12 protein-coding genes, 4 tRNA genes and 1 riboswitch are annotated in these 13,804 nt (G+C 60.9%); of the genes, 12 read left to right on the top strand and 4 right to left on the bottom strand.

All coding sequences use genetic code 11. The annotated features are described in order from the left end of the window. Positions 1-39: 39 nt before the first annotated feature. Positions 40-233: riboswitch (cobalamin riboswitch) on the bottom strand. A gap of 22 nt (positions 234-255) precedes the next feature. Then, complete coding sequence (locus CLM72_RS18305) at positions 256-1,185, bottom strand: DNA/RNA non-specific endonuclease (protein WP_105227373.1); 930 nt, start codon at positions 1,183-1,185, stop codon at positions 256-258. Between the two features lie 136 nt (positions 1,186-1,321). On the opposite strand from CLM72_RS18305, the gene CLM72_RS18300 reads away from it, so the two are divergent. Then, positions 1,322-2,383, top strand: a complete 1,062-nt coding sequence (locus CLM72_RS18300) for a M4 family metallopeptidase (protein WP_054898578.1) — start codon at positions 1,322-1,324, stop codon at positions 2,381-2,383. A gap of 29 nt (positions 2,384-2,412) precedes the next feature. Continuing rightward, entirely contained in the window at positions 2,413-2,718 is a 306-nt protein-coding gene (locus tag CLM72_RS18295) for a protealysin inhibitor emfourin (RefSeq protein ID WP_054921648.1), read from the top strand. An 18-nt stretch (positions 2,719-2,736) separates the two neighbouring features. Here the strand turns inward: CLM72_RS18295 and CLM72_RS18290 are convergent, their stop codons facing one another. Next, the gene (locus CLM72_RS18290) at positions 2,737-4,128 is read right to left on the bottom strand and encodes an aldehyde dehydrogenase family protein (RefSeq protein WP_105227372.1); all 1,392 of its coding nucleotides are present in this window, start codon (positions 4,126-4,128) and stop codon (positions 2,737-2,739) included. Between the two features lie 103 nt (positions 4,129-4,231). Here CLM72_RS18290 and CLM72_RS18285 point away from each other — a divergent pair, with 103 nt between their 5' ends. Next, positions 4,232-5,104, top strand: a complete 873-nt coding sequence (locus CLM72_RS18285; RefSeq protein WP_105227371.1) for a LysR family transcriptional regulator — start codon at positions 4,232-4,234, stop codon at positions 5,102-5,104. A 45-nt stretch (positions 5,105-5,149) separates the two neighbouring features. Here CLM72_RS18285 and CLM72_RS18280 read toward each other — a convergent pair whose 3' ends face one another. Both CLM72_RS18280 and CLM72_RS18275 read right to left on the bottom strand, forming a co-directional pair. Next, positions 5,150-5,359 carry a hypothetical protein gene (locus CLM72_RS18280; protein WP_005789784.1) on the bottom strand — a complete coding sequence of 70 codons (210 nt, stop codon included), beginning with the start codon at positions 5,357-5,359 and terminating at the stop codon, positions 5,150-5,152. A gap of 101 nt (positions 5,360-5,460) precedes the next feature. Further along, positions 5,461-6,657 carry an amino acid aminotransferase gene (locus tag CLM72_RS18275; RefSeq protein WP_034116881.1) on the bottom strand — a complete coding sequence of 399 codons (1,197 nt, stop codon included), beginning with the start codon at positions 6,655-6,657 and terminating at the stop codon, positions 5,461-5,463. 343 nt (positions 6,658-7,000) lie between these two features. On the opposite strand from CLM72_RS18275, the gene uvrB reads away from it, so the two are divergent. The 9 genes from uvrB (at position 7,001) to CLM72_RS18225 (ending at position 13,776) form a co-directional block, all read left to right on the top strand. After that, positions 7,001-9,016 carry an excinuclease ABC subunit UvrB gene (uvrB, locus tag CLM72_RS18270; protein WP_057977608.1) on the top strand — a complete coding sequence of 672 codons (2,016 nt, stop codon included), beginning with the start codon at positions 7,001-7,003 and terminating at the stop codon, positions 9,014-9,016. A gap of 572 nt (positions 9,017-9,588) precedes the next feature. Beyond that, positions 9,589-11,070 (top strand): glutamate--tRNA ligase, encoded by a 1,482-nt coding sequence (gene gltX, locus CLM72_RS18260; RefSeq protein ID WP_105227369.1) that lies wholly within the window; start codon positions 9,589-9,591, stop codon positions 11,068-11,070. 147 nt (positions 11,071-11,217) lie between these two features. Beyond that, positions 11,218-11,293, top strand: a tRNA-Ala gene (locus tag CLM72_RS18255). A 79-nt stretch (positions 11,294-11,372) separates the two neighbouring features. After that, a tRNA-Glu gene (locus CLM72_RS18250) sits at positions 11,373-11,448 on the top strand. 50 nt (positions 11,449-11,498) lie between these two features. Further along, a tRNA-Ala gene (locus CLM72_RS18245) sits at positions 11,499-11,574 on the top strand. A gap of 81 nt (positions 11,575-11,655) precedes the next feature. Next, a tRNA-Glu gene (locus CLM72_RS18240) sits at positions 11,656-11,731 on the top strand. 183 nt (positions 11,732-11,914) lie between these two features. Further along, positions 11,915-12,454 (top strand): TetR/AcrR family transcriptional regulator, encoded by a 540-nt coding sequence (locus CLM72_RS18235; RefSeq protein WP_054898574.1) that lies wholly within the window; start codon positions 11,915-11,917, stop codon positions 12,452-12,454. A 15-nt stretch (positions 12,455-12,469) separates the two neighbouring features. Beyond that, on the top strand, positions 12,470-13,303 hold the full coding sequence (locus CLM72_RS18230) for an alpha/beta hydrolase (RefSeq protein ID WP_054921654.1): 834 nt from the start codon (positions 12,470-12,472) through the stop codon (positions 13,301-13,303). A gap of 38 nt (positions 13,304-13,341) precedes the next feature. Further along, positions 13,342-13,776, top strand: a complete 435-nt coding sequence (locus tag CLM72_RS18225) for a thioesterase family protein (protein WP_054921656.1) — start codon at positions 13,342-13,344, stop codon at positions 13,774-13,776. Positions 13,777-13,804: the final 28 nt, after the last annotated feature.

Below are 13,804 nucleotides of genomic sequence, written 5' to 3'. Positions count from 1 at the left end.
GCGCAGGGCCAGGATGTCCTTCCCGGACACCCCGCCGGTTGGTTAATTAGCTGGGCCGGCAGGTCTCCTGACTGATGCGTCGTCGCCATGCCCCGCCTTCCCGGACGTGGTCCAGTGGCATTCAAGGGCAGGCTCGGCATCTACAGTTGCGGGGGCAGTTTCGGTTCACGTCGCGTGCGGCGTTTCGAATTCCCTGTTAGTCCCATACGGGAACCGGCGGCCGTATGGTAAGCGATCACACCCTGTAGGCGCGAATCAGAGTCGAATATCTTGCGGCCCGCGTATCAGCGCTTCGATCCGGGTGCCTGTGGCGCGCTCTTCGTTGCTGAACCCGTCGTAGTCGGCCAGGTTGGCGAAGCGGATGCCGGTCAGTTGTTCGATCGCAATCACACTGCGCTGGTAGGTGCGAAGCGGGCCGAATACCAGGTCGAGTTGGCCCAGTTCGCGGCTCTGGTCAATCATGTAGGCGCTGGCGGACGGCTTGTCCTCGTCGCTGAGGTAGGCCACTACTTTCCAGAACGCCTGGGGGATTTTTACGCCACGGTACAGTCGGTCGTCATCGGCGAACACTGGCCCGGTAAACACCGTGGCCCGGGCTTTCCAGCGCTGGGTGTTGTCGAGGATGTAGTCTTCGAGCTCCAGCCAGGTCTTCTGGTTGAAGCCGCTCATTTGGGGTGAGCAATTGGTGAAGTGAAAGGTGTCGACGTTGGCGGTGTTGGCCTCGTCGCCCCAGTTGGGGTCCTGGCGCCGCACCAGATGGCCGCGGTCCAGGCCATTGCCGGCATAAAGGTCTTCACCTACCTGCGCCTCCAGGGGCAGGCGACCATCGTAGGCCCAGGTGTCGTTGCTGCGCGTGATGTCTACATGCTTGGCGCCGTCGATATTCACCCCCACGTACAGCGCCAGTCGTCGAGCGCGCGACATGGTGATGGAGAAATGCGTGTAGTCCAGGCGCTTGGGTTGCACATCGCCCGCCAGTGGCTGGTCAACCGTGGGCCATGGCACCACGAAGTCGCTGAGGAAGTCGTCGGCATAGCCCGCGCGGTTTTTGAGGTCCTTGGCGGGGGTGACGCGCGGCATCGCGGCTCTGGCTTCCAGCAGGGTGGGGCTGGCCGCGACCAATGGGCGCAGGTCGGCAAGCCTTGGGCGGTGGGAAAGGTCGATGTTGGCTGCGCGGGCGGGCATGGGCATGTTCCTTATGGGCCTGGGATAAACACCACTGAAACACAAAACCATGACAATTTGGCCCAGGTGGCGAACTCAGGACTATCCTGAAAACCGTTACCCGGACGTTCATCACACGCCAAAAAGGAGCCAGCTCATGTGTGTTCGCCAACCGCGCAACCCGATTTTTTGCCTGATCCCGCCGTACATGCTCGACCAGATCGCCCGCCACGGCGACAAAGCCCAACGGGAAGTCGCATTACGCACGCGTGCCAAGGACAGCACGTTCCGCTCGTTGCGCATGGTCGCGGTACCCGCCAAGGGCCCAGCCCGCATGGCACTGGCCGTGGGCGCCGAGAAGCAACGCTCGATCTACAGCGCCGAAAACACCGACAGCCTGCCCGGCAAGCTGATTCGCGGTGAAGGGCAGCCCGCCAGTGGCGATGCCGCAGTAGACGAAGCCTATGACGGCCTGGGCGCAACCTTCGATTTTTTTGACCAGGTATTCGATCGCAATTCCATCGACGATGCGGGCATGGCGCTGGACGCCACGGTGCACTTCGGCCAGGACTACAACAATGCCTTCTGGAATTCGACCCAGATGGTGTTCGGCGATGGTGACCAGCAGTTGTTCAATCGCTTCACCGTGGCACTCGACGTTATTGGCCATGAGTTGGCCCATGGCGTGACCGAGGATGAGGCCAAACTGATGTACTTCAACCAGTCCGGTGCGCTGAACGAGTCGTTGTCGGATGTGTTTGGCTCGTTGATCAAGCAGTACGCGCTGAAGCAAACGGCCGAGGACGCCGACTGGTTGATCGGCAAGGGGCTGTTTACCAAAAAGATCAAGGGCACGGCGCTGCGCTCGATGAAGGCGCCAGGCACTGCGTTTGATGACAAGCTGCTGGGCAAAGACCCACAGCCTGGGCACATGGATGATTTTGTGCAAACTTACGAGGACAATGGCGGGGTGCATATCAATTCCGGCATCCCCAACCACGCGTTCTATCAGGTGGCCACCCGGATTGGCGGGTTCGCCTGGGAGCGTGCCGGGCGCATCTGGTATGACGCACTGCGCGATTCGCGGCTGCGACCCAATTCCGGGTTTTTGCGTTTTGCGCGCATCACCCATGATATTGCCGGCCAGCTTTATGGTGTGAACAAAGCTGAGCACAAGGCAGTCAAGGAAGGCTGGAAAGCGGTGGGTATCAACGTTTGACGAAGCCGCCTGCGCGGCGAGGAACAGCCATGCGAATTTCGATCAAGGAAAGCGGCGGACCGGCGTTTTTTCCGGGGTTGGCCAAGCCGCGTACGGTGGAGTTGGATACGTTGCCCGAGCCCGACCAGCAGGAGTTGCGGCAACTGATTGAAGCATCCGAGTTTTTCAAGTTGCCGCAAAGCACCGATCCCGAGCCTGGCAACCCAGGTCGAGTGCATTACACCCTGACAGTAGCGGAGGGCGAGCGCGAGCACACAGTCTGTGTACTCGCGCCGGTGAATCCCCCGGCACTGGACGGGTTGGTGCAGTGCGTGCGACGGCATATTAATTGTTGAAGCGCCAGTGCTGGCAGGCTACTTACGATCCAGCCACACCGTCTGCGCATTGCAGAACTCGCGTACGCCGAAGTGCGACAGCTCGCGGCCGAACCCGCTTTTCTTCACGCCGCCAAATGCCACCCGCGGGTCCGACACGCTGAACGCGTTGACGAAGATCCCGCCGGTTTCCAACTGGTCGGCAATCGCCTGTGCCTTTGCCGAGTCGGCCGTGAAGATGCTCGCGGTCAGGCCAAACTCGCTGTCATTGGCCAGCGCCACAGCGTGCTCGGCGTCGCGGGCAGTGATGATCGAGGCCACGGGGCCAAACAGTTCCTGTTTGAACGACGTCATGTGGTCGGTGACGTCGGCCAATACTGTCGGTTCGTAGTAATTGCCCGCGCCCGCGACTTTATGGCCGCCCAGCAGCAGCGTGGCGCCTTCTTCCAGGGTCGCCTGGACCTGGCCGTGCAGTTCGTCACGCAGATCAAAGCGCGCCATGGGGCCGATATAGGTGGCGTCCGCGGTGGGCTCGCCCATCACCAGGGCGCGGCTGGCTTCAAGGAATTTGGCGGTGAAGGCTTCAACCACGCCCGCTTCGATGATCAAGCGCTTGGCGGCGGCGCAGACTTGGCCGCTGTTCTGGAAGCGGCCGATGACGGCGGCTTGTACGGCGGCGTCGAGGTCGGCGTCGTTGAGCACGATAAACGGGTCGGAGCCACCCAGTTCCAGCACGCATTTTTTCAACGCGGCCCCGGCCTGTGAGCCGATGGCGATGCCGGCGCGCACGCTGCCGGTGAGGGTCACCGCGGCGATGCGCGGGTCGGCGATGGCGGTGGACACGCCATCCTGGGTCACGTTGATCACTTCAAACACGCCTTCGGCAAAACCGGCTTTGTGCAATGCTTGCTGGATCAGGTAGGCGCTGCCCATCACGTTGGGCGCATGTTTGAGCACGTAGGTGTTGCCGGCGAGCAGGGTCGGCACTGCACCACGCAGGACTTGCCACACCGGGAAGTTCCACGGCATTACCGCGAGGATCGGGCCCAGTGGGCGGTATTCGATCCGGGCGCTGCCGTTGTCCACCAGGGTGGGCTCCGGGGCGAGCATGGCCGGGCCGTGGGCGGCGTACCATTCGCTCAGTTGCGCGCATTTTTCGATTTCGGCGCGGGCCTGGGCGATGGGTTTGCCCATTTCCAGGGTGATCATTTGCGCCATGTCTTCGGCTTGCTCACGCAGGGCTGCAGCCAGGGCCAGCAGGTATTCGGCGCGCTGGCTCACGGGCGTGCGGCGCCAGGTTCGGAAGGCATCGGTCGAGCGGGAGAGGGCGGCGTTCAGCTGTTCTGCGCTTTCATAGGGGTAGCTGCCGACCGTTTCGCCGTTGGCGGGGTTGATCGACAGGGCGTGGGTCTGGTGGGAAATAGCGTTCATGGCACCGTCCGGATGAAGGAGTGAATGACGGCCAGCGTACGGGGCTGTATCTTTTCTGGAAACTGAATAATATTAAGCAATACATTCACAATTGGAGAATGACTTGGATCTGGTGCAGCTGGAAATCTTCAAGGCCGTTGCCGAGCAAGGCAGCATCAGCGCTGCCGCCCAGTTGATTCATCGTGTGCCGTCGAACCTCACCACGCGCATCAAGCAACTGGAGCAGGACTTGGGCGTGGAGTTGTTTATCCGGGAGAAGAGCCGCTTGCGTTTGTCCCCGGCGGGGTGGAATTTCCTCGGCTATACGCGGCGTATTCTCGACCTGGTGCAGGAAGCCCGCGCCACGGTGGCGGGGGAGGAGCCCCAGGGCGCCTTTGCCCTGGGCTCGCTGGAGAGCACGGCGGCCGTGCGTATCCCGGCGTTATTGGCGGCGTATAACCAGCAATACACCAAGGTCGAGCTGGACCTGAGCACGGGCCCCTCGGGCACCATGATCGAAGGCGTGCTGTCGGGTCGGCTGACGGCGGCCTTTGTCGACGGGCCGGTGCTGCATTCCACGCTGGAGGGTGTGGCGGTGTTCGAGGAAGAGATGGTGGTGATTGCGCCGCTGCATCACGCGCCGATCACCCGCGGCCAGGATGTGAATGGCGAGAACATCTATACGTTCCGTTCGAACTGCTCGTACCGGCATCACTTTGAACGTTGGTTCTCACAGGATGACGCGGTGCCGGGCAGGATCTTCGAGATCGAGTCGTACCACGGCATGTTGGCCTGTGTCAGCGCCGGGGCCGGGCTGGCGCTGATGCCGCGCAGTATGCTGGAGAGTATGCCGGGGTGTGCGGCGGTGAGCGTGTGGCCGCTGCCCGACACGTTCCGTACCTTGAATACCTGGCTGATCTGGCGGCGGGGCACGGTGTCGCAGAGCTTGAACAGCTTCGTAAAACTACTGCAAGAACGCAATCTGCCAACATCCTAGATCAAATGTGGGAGCAGGCAAGCCAGCTCCCACAGGTGTCTTACATCAGCCGCCAAATTGCAGAGTGCCCATGGCCAGTTTGGCCATGATTGCCGTCGCGCCCAGTTGTACCAGCCATAACGCCAACCCTCCGAGGAATACTCCCAGCGCTACCTGCAGCACCAAGCTCTTCTGCCGCTTGGCTTGCGGTGCGCGTGGGGCATAGTCGTGCAATTCGTCACGGTCGGCGCGCAGGTCCAGGTCGTCGTTTCTCATAAAGCTCTCACAGCAAGGGGGGCAGTCGGTATTCAGTCTAGTGTGTTCGCCAATAAAAAGGGGAAGCCATTGGCTTCCCCCTTCGTATAACGTGTGCTCGCTTACAGCACCTGGACAATCGCCTTGGTCACTGCACCAATGTTCGACTGGTTCAGTGCCGCCACGCAGATGCGACCGGTATCCAGCGCATAGATCCCGAATTCGGTGCGCAGGCGGGTGACTTGCTCAACGGTCAGGCCGGAGTAGGAGAACATCCCACGCTGGCGGCCGACGAAGCTGAAGTCATGGCCTGGAGCAGCCTTGGCCAGTTCGGCCACCATCTGCTCGCGCATGCCACGGATGCGCAGGCGCATCTCGGCCAGTTCGGCTTCCCATTGGGCGCGCAGTTCCGGGTTGTTGAGTACGGCGGCGACGATGGCTGCGCCGTGGGTCGGCGGGTTGGAGTAGTTGGTGCGGATCACACGCTTGACCTGGGACAGGATGCGCGCGCTTTCTTCCTTGGACTCGCTGACGATCGACAGCGCGCCTACGCGTTCGCCATACAGCGAGAACGATTTGGAGAACGAGCTGGATACAAAGAAGGTCAGGCCCGACTCAGCGAACAGGCGCACCGCGGCGGCGTCTTCGTGGATGCCATCGCCGAAGCCCTGGTAGGCCATGTCGAGGAACGGCACCAGGTTCTTGGCCTTGACCACGTCCAGCACGTTTTGCCAGTCGGCCGGGCTGAGGTCGACGCCGGTCGGGTTATGGCAGCAAGCGTGCAGCACCACGATGGACTGTGGCGGCAGGGCGTTGAGGTCTTCGAGCAGGCCGGCACGGTTCACGTCGTGGGTGGCGGCGTCGTAGTAGCGGTAGGTCTGCACCGGGAAACCGGCTTTTTCAAACAGCGCCTGGTGGTTTTCCCAGCTTGGGTCGCTGATGGCGACGACGGCGTTGGGCAGCAGTTGCTTGAGGAAGTCGGCGCCGATTTTCAGCGCGCCCGTGCCGCCCACGGCCTGGGCGGTAATCACACGGCCTGCGCTCAACAGTGGCGACTCAGCGCCAAACAGCAGCTTTTGCACGGCCTGGTCGTACGCCACGATGCCGTCGATTGGCAAGTAGCCTCGGGCGGCATGTTGCGCCACACGAATGGCTTCCGCTTCGGCAACGGCACGCAAGAGTGGAATCTTCCCCTCCTCGTTGCAGTAAACGCCCACGCCAAGGTTCACCTTGGTGGTTCGTGTGTCGGCGTTGAATGCTTCGTTGAGGCCCAGGATTGGATCGCGTGGTGCCATTTCGACAGCGGAGAACAGGCTCATTTTTGCGGCAGCTCTATGGGGGGTAGGAGGGACGTGTCGCGCTCCAGCCGAATGCACTAGAGCGGTGCACAAACGGGGAGCTAGTATAGAGGCCATCACGGCTGAGAGCGACAACGGAAACGGCTTTTCGGCCAAGTTTTTCGGTTTATTTGCTGACCGTTAGTCTTATTGCAACATTGACGATAAAGGTCGTGTAGGAAGACGGCCTTGAAACCCGTCACATTCGACACCACTTCTACAGCTATCATGGTTTTTTCCTGCAACCTGCGATGATTATTCGCGGGTTGCTGAGCTATTTCGTCCCTGGCGGTGTCGAGTCTGGGGTGACTTCACGAGGTACGTTATGTCGGATTTCCAGCTCGTTACCCGTTTTGAGCCCGCCGGCGATCAACCGGAAGCCATTCGTCAGATGGTCGAAGGCATCGAGGCCGGCCTGGCGCACCAGACGCTGCTTGGGGTGACCGGTTCCGGCAAGACCTTCAGCATCGCCAACGTGATCGCCCAGACCAACCGCCCGACCCTGGTGCTGGCGCCAAACAAAACCCTGGCGGCGCAGCTCTACGGCGAGTTCAAGGCGTTCTTCCCCAACAACGCGGTGGAGTACTTCGTTTCCTACTACGACTACTACCAGCCCGAAGCCTATGTGCCATCCTCCGATACCTTCATCGAGAAGGATGCGTCGATCAACGACCACATCGAGCAGATGCGCCTGTCGGCCACCAAGGCACTGCTGGAGCGCAAAGACGCGATCATTGTCACCACGGTGTCGTGCATCTACGGCTTGGGCAGCCCGGAAACCTATTTGAAGATGGTGCTGCACGTCGACCGTGGCGACAAACTCGACCAGCGCGAGCTGTTGCGCCGCCTGGCGAGCCTGCAGTACACCCGTAACGACATGGACTTCGCCCGCGCCACCTTCCGGGTGCGCGGCGATGTGATCGACATCTACCCGGCCGAATCCGACCTGGAAGCCATCCGCATCGAGCTGTTCGATGATGAAGTTGAAAGCCTGTCAGCCTTCGACCCGTTGACCGGCGAGGTGATCCGCAAGCTGCCACGCTTCACCTTCTACCCCAAAAGCCACTACGTGACCCCGCGCGAAACCCTGATGAGCGCCATCGAGGGCATCAAGGTCGAGCTGGCCGAGCGCCTGGAATACCTGCGCTCCAACAATAAGCTGGTGGAAGCCCAGCGTCTGGAGCAACGCACCCGCTTCGACCTGGAGATGATTCTGGAGCTGGGCTACTGCAACGGCATCGAAAACTACTCGCGCTACCTGTCGGGCCGTGACTCCGGGGCGCCGCCACCGACGCTCTATGACTACCTGCCGCCGGACGCCTTGCTGGTGATTGACGAATCCCACGTCAGCGTGCCGCAGGTGGGGGCCATGTATAAGGGTGACCGCTCACGTAAGGAAACCCTGGTGGAGTACGGCTTCCGCCTGCCGTCGGCGCTGGACAACCGGCCGATGCGCTTTGACGAGTGGGAAGCCATCAGCCCGCAGACCATCTTCGTCTCTGCTACGCCCGGCAACTATGAAGCCGAACATGCCGGTCGCGTGATCGAGCAATTGGTGCGACCCACTGGCCTGGTGGACCCGGAGATCGAAATCCGCCCGGCGCTGACCCAGGTCGACGACTTGCTCTCGGAAATCAACAAGCGCGTGGCCCTGGAAGAGCGGGTGCTGGTCACCACCCTGACCAAGCGCATGTCCGAAGACTTGACTGATTACCTGGCCGACCACGGCGTGCGCGTGCGTTACCTGCACTCGGACATCGACACCGTGGAACGCGTGGAAATCATCCGCGACCTGCGCCTGGGCACCTTCGATGTGCTGGTGGGGATCAACCTGCTGCGCGAAGGTCTGGACATGCCGGAAGTGTCGCTGGTGGCGATCCTGGATGCGGACAAGGAGGGCTTCCTGCGCTCCGAGCGTTCGTTGATCCAGACTATTGGCCGAGCGGCGCGTAACCTCAATGGACGGGCGATCCTGTATGCGGACCGCATCACCGGTTCGATGGAGCGTGCGATTGGCGAGACCCAGCGTCGTCGCGACAAGCAGATCGCGTTCAACCTGGAGCACGGCATCACCCCCAAAGGCGTGTTCAAGGACGTTGCCGACATCATGGAAGGCGCCACCGTGCCCGGCTCGCGCAGCAAGAAGCGCAAGGGCATGGCCAAGGCCGCCGAGGAGAGCGCCAAGTACGAAAACGAACTGCGCTCACCGAGTGAGATCACCAAGCGGATTCGACAACTGGAAGAGAAGATGTACCAGTTGGCGCGGGATCTGGAGTTTGAAGCGGCGGCGCAGACGCGGGATGAGATTGGCAAGTTGCGTGAGCGCCTGTTGGCTGTTTGATTTGCGTTGATTGGGCTGGCCCTATCGCGGCATAGGTATCTACATAACTCTGTTAGCTCAACGGTAACCACGATGCGAAGCGAGCCGCTCTTGATCTTGATCTGCTTTTGATCTTAGGCGCCCCGTTAAACCACGCTGGCCGGAATTCGACAGGGATTTGGGGGGTAAACCGGCAGGGATGCCGGTTTAGCCGCCCCGCGCCATGGATGGCGCGTGGCGGCGGCCCCCCAAATCACTGGCGGATTACGGGCACACCGAGCCTAAGCGAGGTGCCGAGTGGTGGGGCAAGAGCGCTTTGCTTACTTTCGCGCTTTTCGAAAGTGAGCCGCCGTCAGGGCGGAACCCTAAGTGGCCGTTACCGCAGGAATGGATATGTACACGGTCCAACTGGGTTGACTGTCAGGCCGTCTTCGCAGGCAAGCCAGCTCCCACATTTTGACCTGTGAATACATTCAAGTGTGGGAGCTGGCTTGCCTGCGATGGCCGCGCCTCGGTTTTCCAGATATCCCCCAGGCTGTTACCATTCGCCCCTTGTTTCAATTTTCAGTTTTATCGCCCATTCGAGACCTGCCATGACCACCGTCCGCACGCGCATTGCGCCATCGCCTACTGGGGATCCCCACGTCGGTACTGCTTACATCGCCCTGTTCAACTACTGCTTTGCCAAGCAGCATGGCGGTGAGTTCATCCTGCGGATCGAAGACACCGATCAACTGCGCTCCACCCGTGAGTCGGAACAGCAGATTTTCGATGCCTTGCGCTGGTTGGGCATTACCTGGGCTGAAGGCCCGGACGTGGGTGGCCCTCACGGCCCGTATCGCCAGAGCGAGCGCAGCGACATCTACAAGCAGTACACCCAGCAACTGGTCGATATGGGCCATGCCTTCCCGTGCTTCTGCACCGCCGAAGAACTGGACCAGATGCGCGCCGAGCAGCAGGCCCGTGGCGAGACCCCGCGTTACGATGGTCGTGCGTTGCTGTTGTCCAAGGAAGAAGTGGCTGCGCGCCTGGCCGCCGGTGAGCCTCACGTCATCCGTATGAAGGTGCCAAGCGAAGGCGTGTGCGTGGTGCCGGACATGCTGCGCGGTGACGTCGAGATCCCGTGGGACCGCATGGACATGCAAGTGCTGATGAAGACCGACGGCTTGCCGACGTACTTCCTGGCCAACGTGGTCGATGACCACCTGATGGGCATCACCCATGTGCTGCGCGGTGAAGAGTGGCTGCCATCGGCACCGAAGCTCATCCTGCTCTACGAATACTTCGGCTGGGAGCAACCGCAGCTGTGCTACATGCCGCTGCTGCGTAACCCGGACAAGAGCAAGCTGTCCAAGCGCAAGAACCCCACGTCGGTGACCTTCTACGAGCGCATGGGCTTCATGCCTGAGGCGATGCTCAACTACCTGGGCCGCATGGGCTGGTCGATGCCGGACGAGCGCGAGAAGTTCTCGCTGCAGGAAATGGTCGACAACTTCGACCTGTCCCGTGTTTCCCTCGGCGGGCCGATCTTCGATGTCGAGAAGCTGTCGTGGCTCAACGGCCAGTGGCTGCGTGACCTGCCGGTGCAAGAGTTCGCCAGCCGTGTGCAGCAGTGGGCGTTGAACCCCGAGTACATGATGAAGATTGCGCCGCTGGTGCAGGGCAGGGTAGAGACGTTCAGCCAGGTCGCGCCCTTGGCCAGTTTCTTCTTTGCCGGCGGGGTGAATCCCGATCCCAAGCTGTTCGAGTCCAAGAAGCTCTCCGGTGACCAGGTTCGCCAGCTGATGCAGTTGATCCTGTGGAAGCTTGAAAGCCTGCGTCAGTGGGAGAAGGATGCGATTACCGCGACCATCCAGGCGGTGGTGGAATCCCTTGAGCTGAAACTGCGCGATGCCATGCCGCTGATGTTTGCCGCCATCACCGGGCAGGCCAGTTCGGTGTCTGTGCTCGATGCGATGGAAATTCTCGGCCCGGACCTGACCCGTTTCCGTCTGCGCCAAGCCCTTGATTTGCTTGGTGGTGTGTCGAAGAAAGAAAACAAGGAATGGGAAAAGCTGCTGGGCGCTATCGCCTAAGCAGGCCGCTTAGGGCACGAAACCCCGGTTTTCCGGGGTTTCGTCGGTAAGTGATTGTTATCCCGGCAAAAAATTATGGAAATTGTTGAAAATAAATTTGACACGTTTCCAAACCACCATTAAGATTCGCCCCGTCCTCACCGATGAGGGGCTATAGCTCAGCTGGGAGAGCGCTTGCATGGCATGCAAGAGGTCAACGGTTCGATCCCGTTTAGCTCCACCAATTTACAGGTTCAAGGTTCCGGCCACACCGTCCTTGAATTGATCAGGTCTCAGCTCTGATCAGATGTACAGAAGGTTTTGTCCCCTTCGTCTAGTGGCCTAGGACACCGCCCTTTCACGGCGGTAACAGGGGTTCGAGTCCCCTAGGGGACGCCAGTTTCAACAAGCAGCTCGAAAGGCCTGCTGCGTCGCGAGACGAAAAATCCGGGGCTATAGCTCAGCTGGGAGAGCGCTTGCATGGCATGCAAGAGGTCAACGGTTCGATCCCGTTTAGCTCCACCAATTTTACAGGTTCAAGGTTCCGGCCACACCGTCCTTGAATCGATCAGTTCTCAGCGCTGATCTGTTGTATAGAAGGTTTGTGTCCCCTTCGTCTAGTGGCCTAGGACACCGCCCTTTCACGGCGGTAACAGGGGTTCGAGTCCCCTAGGGGACGCCACGATTACCCGCTCTGCGGGATTTTTAAGGGTCATTCAATTATTGAATGGCCCTTTTGTTTGTCTGGCGTTTGGCCAATTCCCTCCTTTATCACCCATTTTCTGTTCTGACCGGCGGTCGTGCTTATCGCTTGCCAAATATTATTATGGTAATAATATTCAACCCATGAAAGACGGAGGCTTCGATGAGCGATAAAAAAGCGCAAACCCGCGAACGTATTTTGCAGGCTGCCAGCGCGGCGTTGATCCAGCGCGGCCCGGCTGAGCCCAGTGTGGGCGAAGTGATGGGGGCGGCGGGGCTGACGGTCGGCGGCTTCTATGCGCACTTTGAAAGCAAGGACGCGCTGATGCTGGAAGCGTTCAGCCAGTTGCTGGCGCAGCGTCGCGCCTCCATCGATGACTTGGACGAACAACTGACCGGCGAAGAGCGCCGCACGTTGGTCGCCGCGTTTTATCTGTCGCGCAAGCACCGCGACTCCACGACCCAGGCCTGCCCGTTGCCCGCGACGGTGGGGGAGATGGGGCGCTTGCCGGACGCTTTTCGCGAGGTTTTGAACGAGCACGTCGAGTTGATGGCCGCGCAATTGGCCGGCAGCCCCGAAGACATCGACAAGGCCCTGGCGGACATGGCCTTGATGGTAGGGGGGCTGACCCTGGCGCGGGCACTCGGGCCCGGCGAGTTATCAGATCGGGTGATACGTGCGGCCAAGTCGGCGGTACGCTGAAAAAGGGGATGCAAGATGGGCGCATTGACCTGGGTTCGTGGTTTCAATGGCACGGTGGGGCGCCTTGCGCCGCATGCGGTCGCCAGCAAGATGCGTCGCACCTTCATGACCCCGCGCGATCTGCCGCCGCGTGACTGGGAGTTGCCGCTGTTGGCCCAGTCGGAGCGCATCACTCTGCGTTTCGGCCTGTCGGCGTTGCGTTGGGGGCATGGCCCGGCGGTGCTGCTGATGCATGGCTGGGAAGGTCGCCCGACTCAATTCGCCAGCTTGATCACGGCGTTGGTCGACAACGGCTATTCGGTGATAGCCCTGGACGGTCCCGCTCACGGCCGTTCGCCAGGGCGTGAAGCTCATGTACTGCTGTTTGCCCGCGCCATGCTTGAGGCGGCGGCCGAGCTGCCGCCGCTGTATGCGGTGGTCGGCCATTCCATGGGCGGCGCCAGTGCGATGTTGGCGGTGCAGTTGGGGTTGCGTACGCAGGCACTGGTCAGCATTGCCGCACCGTCGCGCTTTCTGGATGTGCTGCGCGGGTTCACTCGCATGGTTGGCTTACCGCCACGGGCGCGCTCAGCCTTTATCCAAGAGGTGGAGTTGAGCATGGGCATGCCGCTCAAGCATTTGGACGTGGCCCACTACCAACTGAATATTCCCGGCCTGATCGTGCACGCCGAAGACGACACCTTCGTTCCGGTCAGGGCGGCTCAAGCCATCCACGAAGCCTGGTTCGACAGCCGCCTGCTGCGCCTGGAGCAGGGTGGCCACCAGAAAGTGCTCGCCGACCCGCAGGTCATCGACGCTGTACTCGCCCTATTGGCAGGCTGCCGTCTACAGGAGCGCCAAAGCGCCTGATACACTGCCCCGCCGACATCAATCGACTGGAGCAAGGCATGGGCTGGGATTTGGCAACGCCGTTCATCATCGATCTGCAGGTTACGGCTGAGGACATCGACGGCCTGGGGCACGCCAATAATGCGGTGTACGTCTCATGGCTGGAGCGTTGCGCCTGGCGCCATTCCCAGCGCCTGGGGCTGGACCTCACCGAATACCGCCGCCTCGACCGCGCCATGGCCGTGGTGCGCCATGAGATCGACTACCTGGCCGCAGGCTATGAGGGCGATGAGTTACAACTGGCCACCTGGATCGTCGATTGGGACCAACGCCTGAAAATGACCCGTCGTTTCCAGCTTGTGCGCCCCCGTGACGGCGCGACCCTGCTGCGTGCGCAAACAACCTTCGTATGTATTGAGTTGTCCAGCGGCAAGCCCAAGCGTATGCCCGCCGAGTTTATTGAAGGTTACGGCCCCGCCCTGACAGGGGGTTAACGGTTGCCGCAGGAAACCCAGTAAACTG

The organism is Pseudomonas sp. MYb193 (assembly GCF_002966775.1).
GTDB classification, from domain to species: Bacteria; Pseudomonadota; Gammaproteobacteria; order Pseudomonadales; family Pseudomonadaceae; genus Aquipseudomonas; species Aquipseudomonas paracarnis.
The sequence above is the reverse complement of the archived record's forward strand: the minus strand, read 5'-3'. Positions and strand labels throughout refer to the sequence as shown.

Excerpts from the sequence above, each read along its gene's own strand:
- CLM72_RS18225 (WP_054921656.1), top strand. The coding sequence starts at position 13,342 with ATGGGCTGGGATTTGGCAACGCCGTTCATCATCGATCTGCAGGTTACG.
- CLM72_RS18230 (WP_054921654.1), top strand. The coding sequence starts at position 12,470 with ATGGGCGCATTGACCTGGGTTCGTGGTTTCAATGGCACGGTGGGGCGC.
- CLM72_RS18295 (WP_054921648.1), top strand. The coding sequence starts at position 2,413 with ATGCGAATTTCGATCAAGGAAAGCGGCGGACCGGCGTTTTTTCCGGGG.
- CLM72_RS18235 (WP_054898574.1), top strand. The coding sequence starts at position 11,915 with ATGAGCGATAAAAAAGCGCAAACCCGCGAACGTATTTTGCAGGCTGCC.
- gltX (WP_105227369.1), top strand. The coding sequence starts at position 9,589 with ATGACCACCGTCCGCACGCGCATTGCGCCATCGCCTACTGGGGATCCC.
- CLM72_RS18290 (WP_105227372.1), bottom strand. The coding sequence starts at position 4,128 with ATGAACGCTATTTCCCACCAGACCCACGCCCTGTCGATCAACCCCGCC.
- CLM72_RS18300 (WP_054898578.1), top strand. The coding sequence starts at position 1,322 with ATGTGTGTTCGCCAACCGCGCAACCCGATTTTTTGCCTGATCCCGCCG.
- uvrB (WP_057977608.1), top strand. The coding sequence starts at position 7,001 with ATGTCGGATTTCCAGCTCGTTACCCGTTTTGAGCCCGCCGGCGATCAA.
- CLM72_RS18305 (WP_105227373.1), bottom strand. The coding sequence starts at position 1,185 with ATGCCCGCCCGCGCAGCCAACATCGACCTTTCCCACCGCCCAAGGCTT.
- CLM72_RS18275 (WP_034116881.1), bottom strand. The coding sequence starts at position 6,657 with ATGAGCCTGTTCTCCGCTGTCGAAATGGCACCACGCGATCCAATCCTG.
- CLM72_RS18280 (WP_005789784.1), bottom strand. The coding sequence starts at position 5,359 with ATGAGAAACGACGACCTGGACCTGCGCGCCGACCGTGACGAATTGCAC.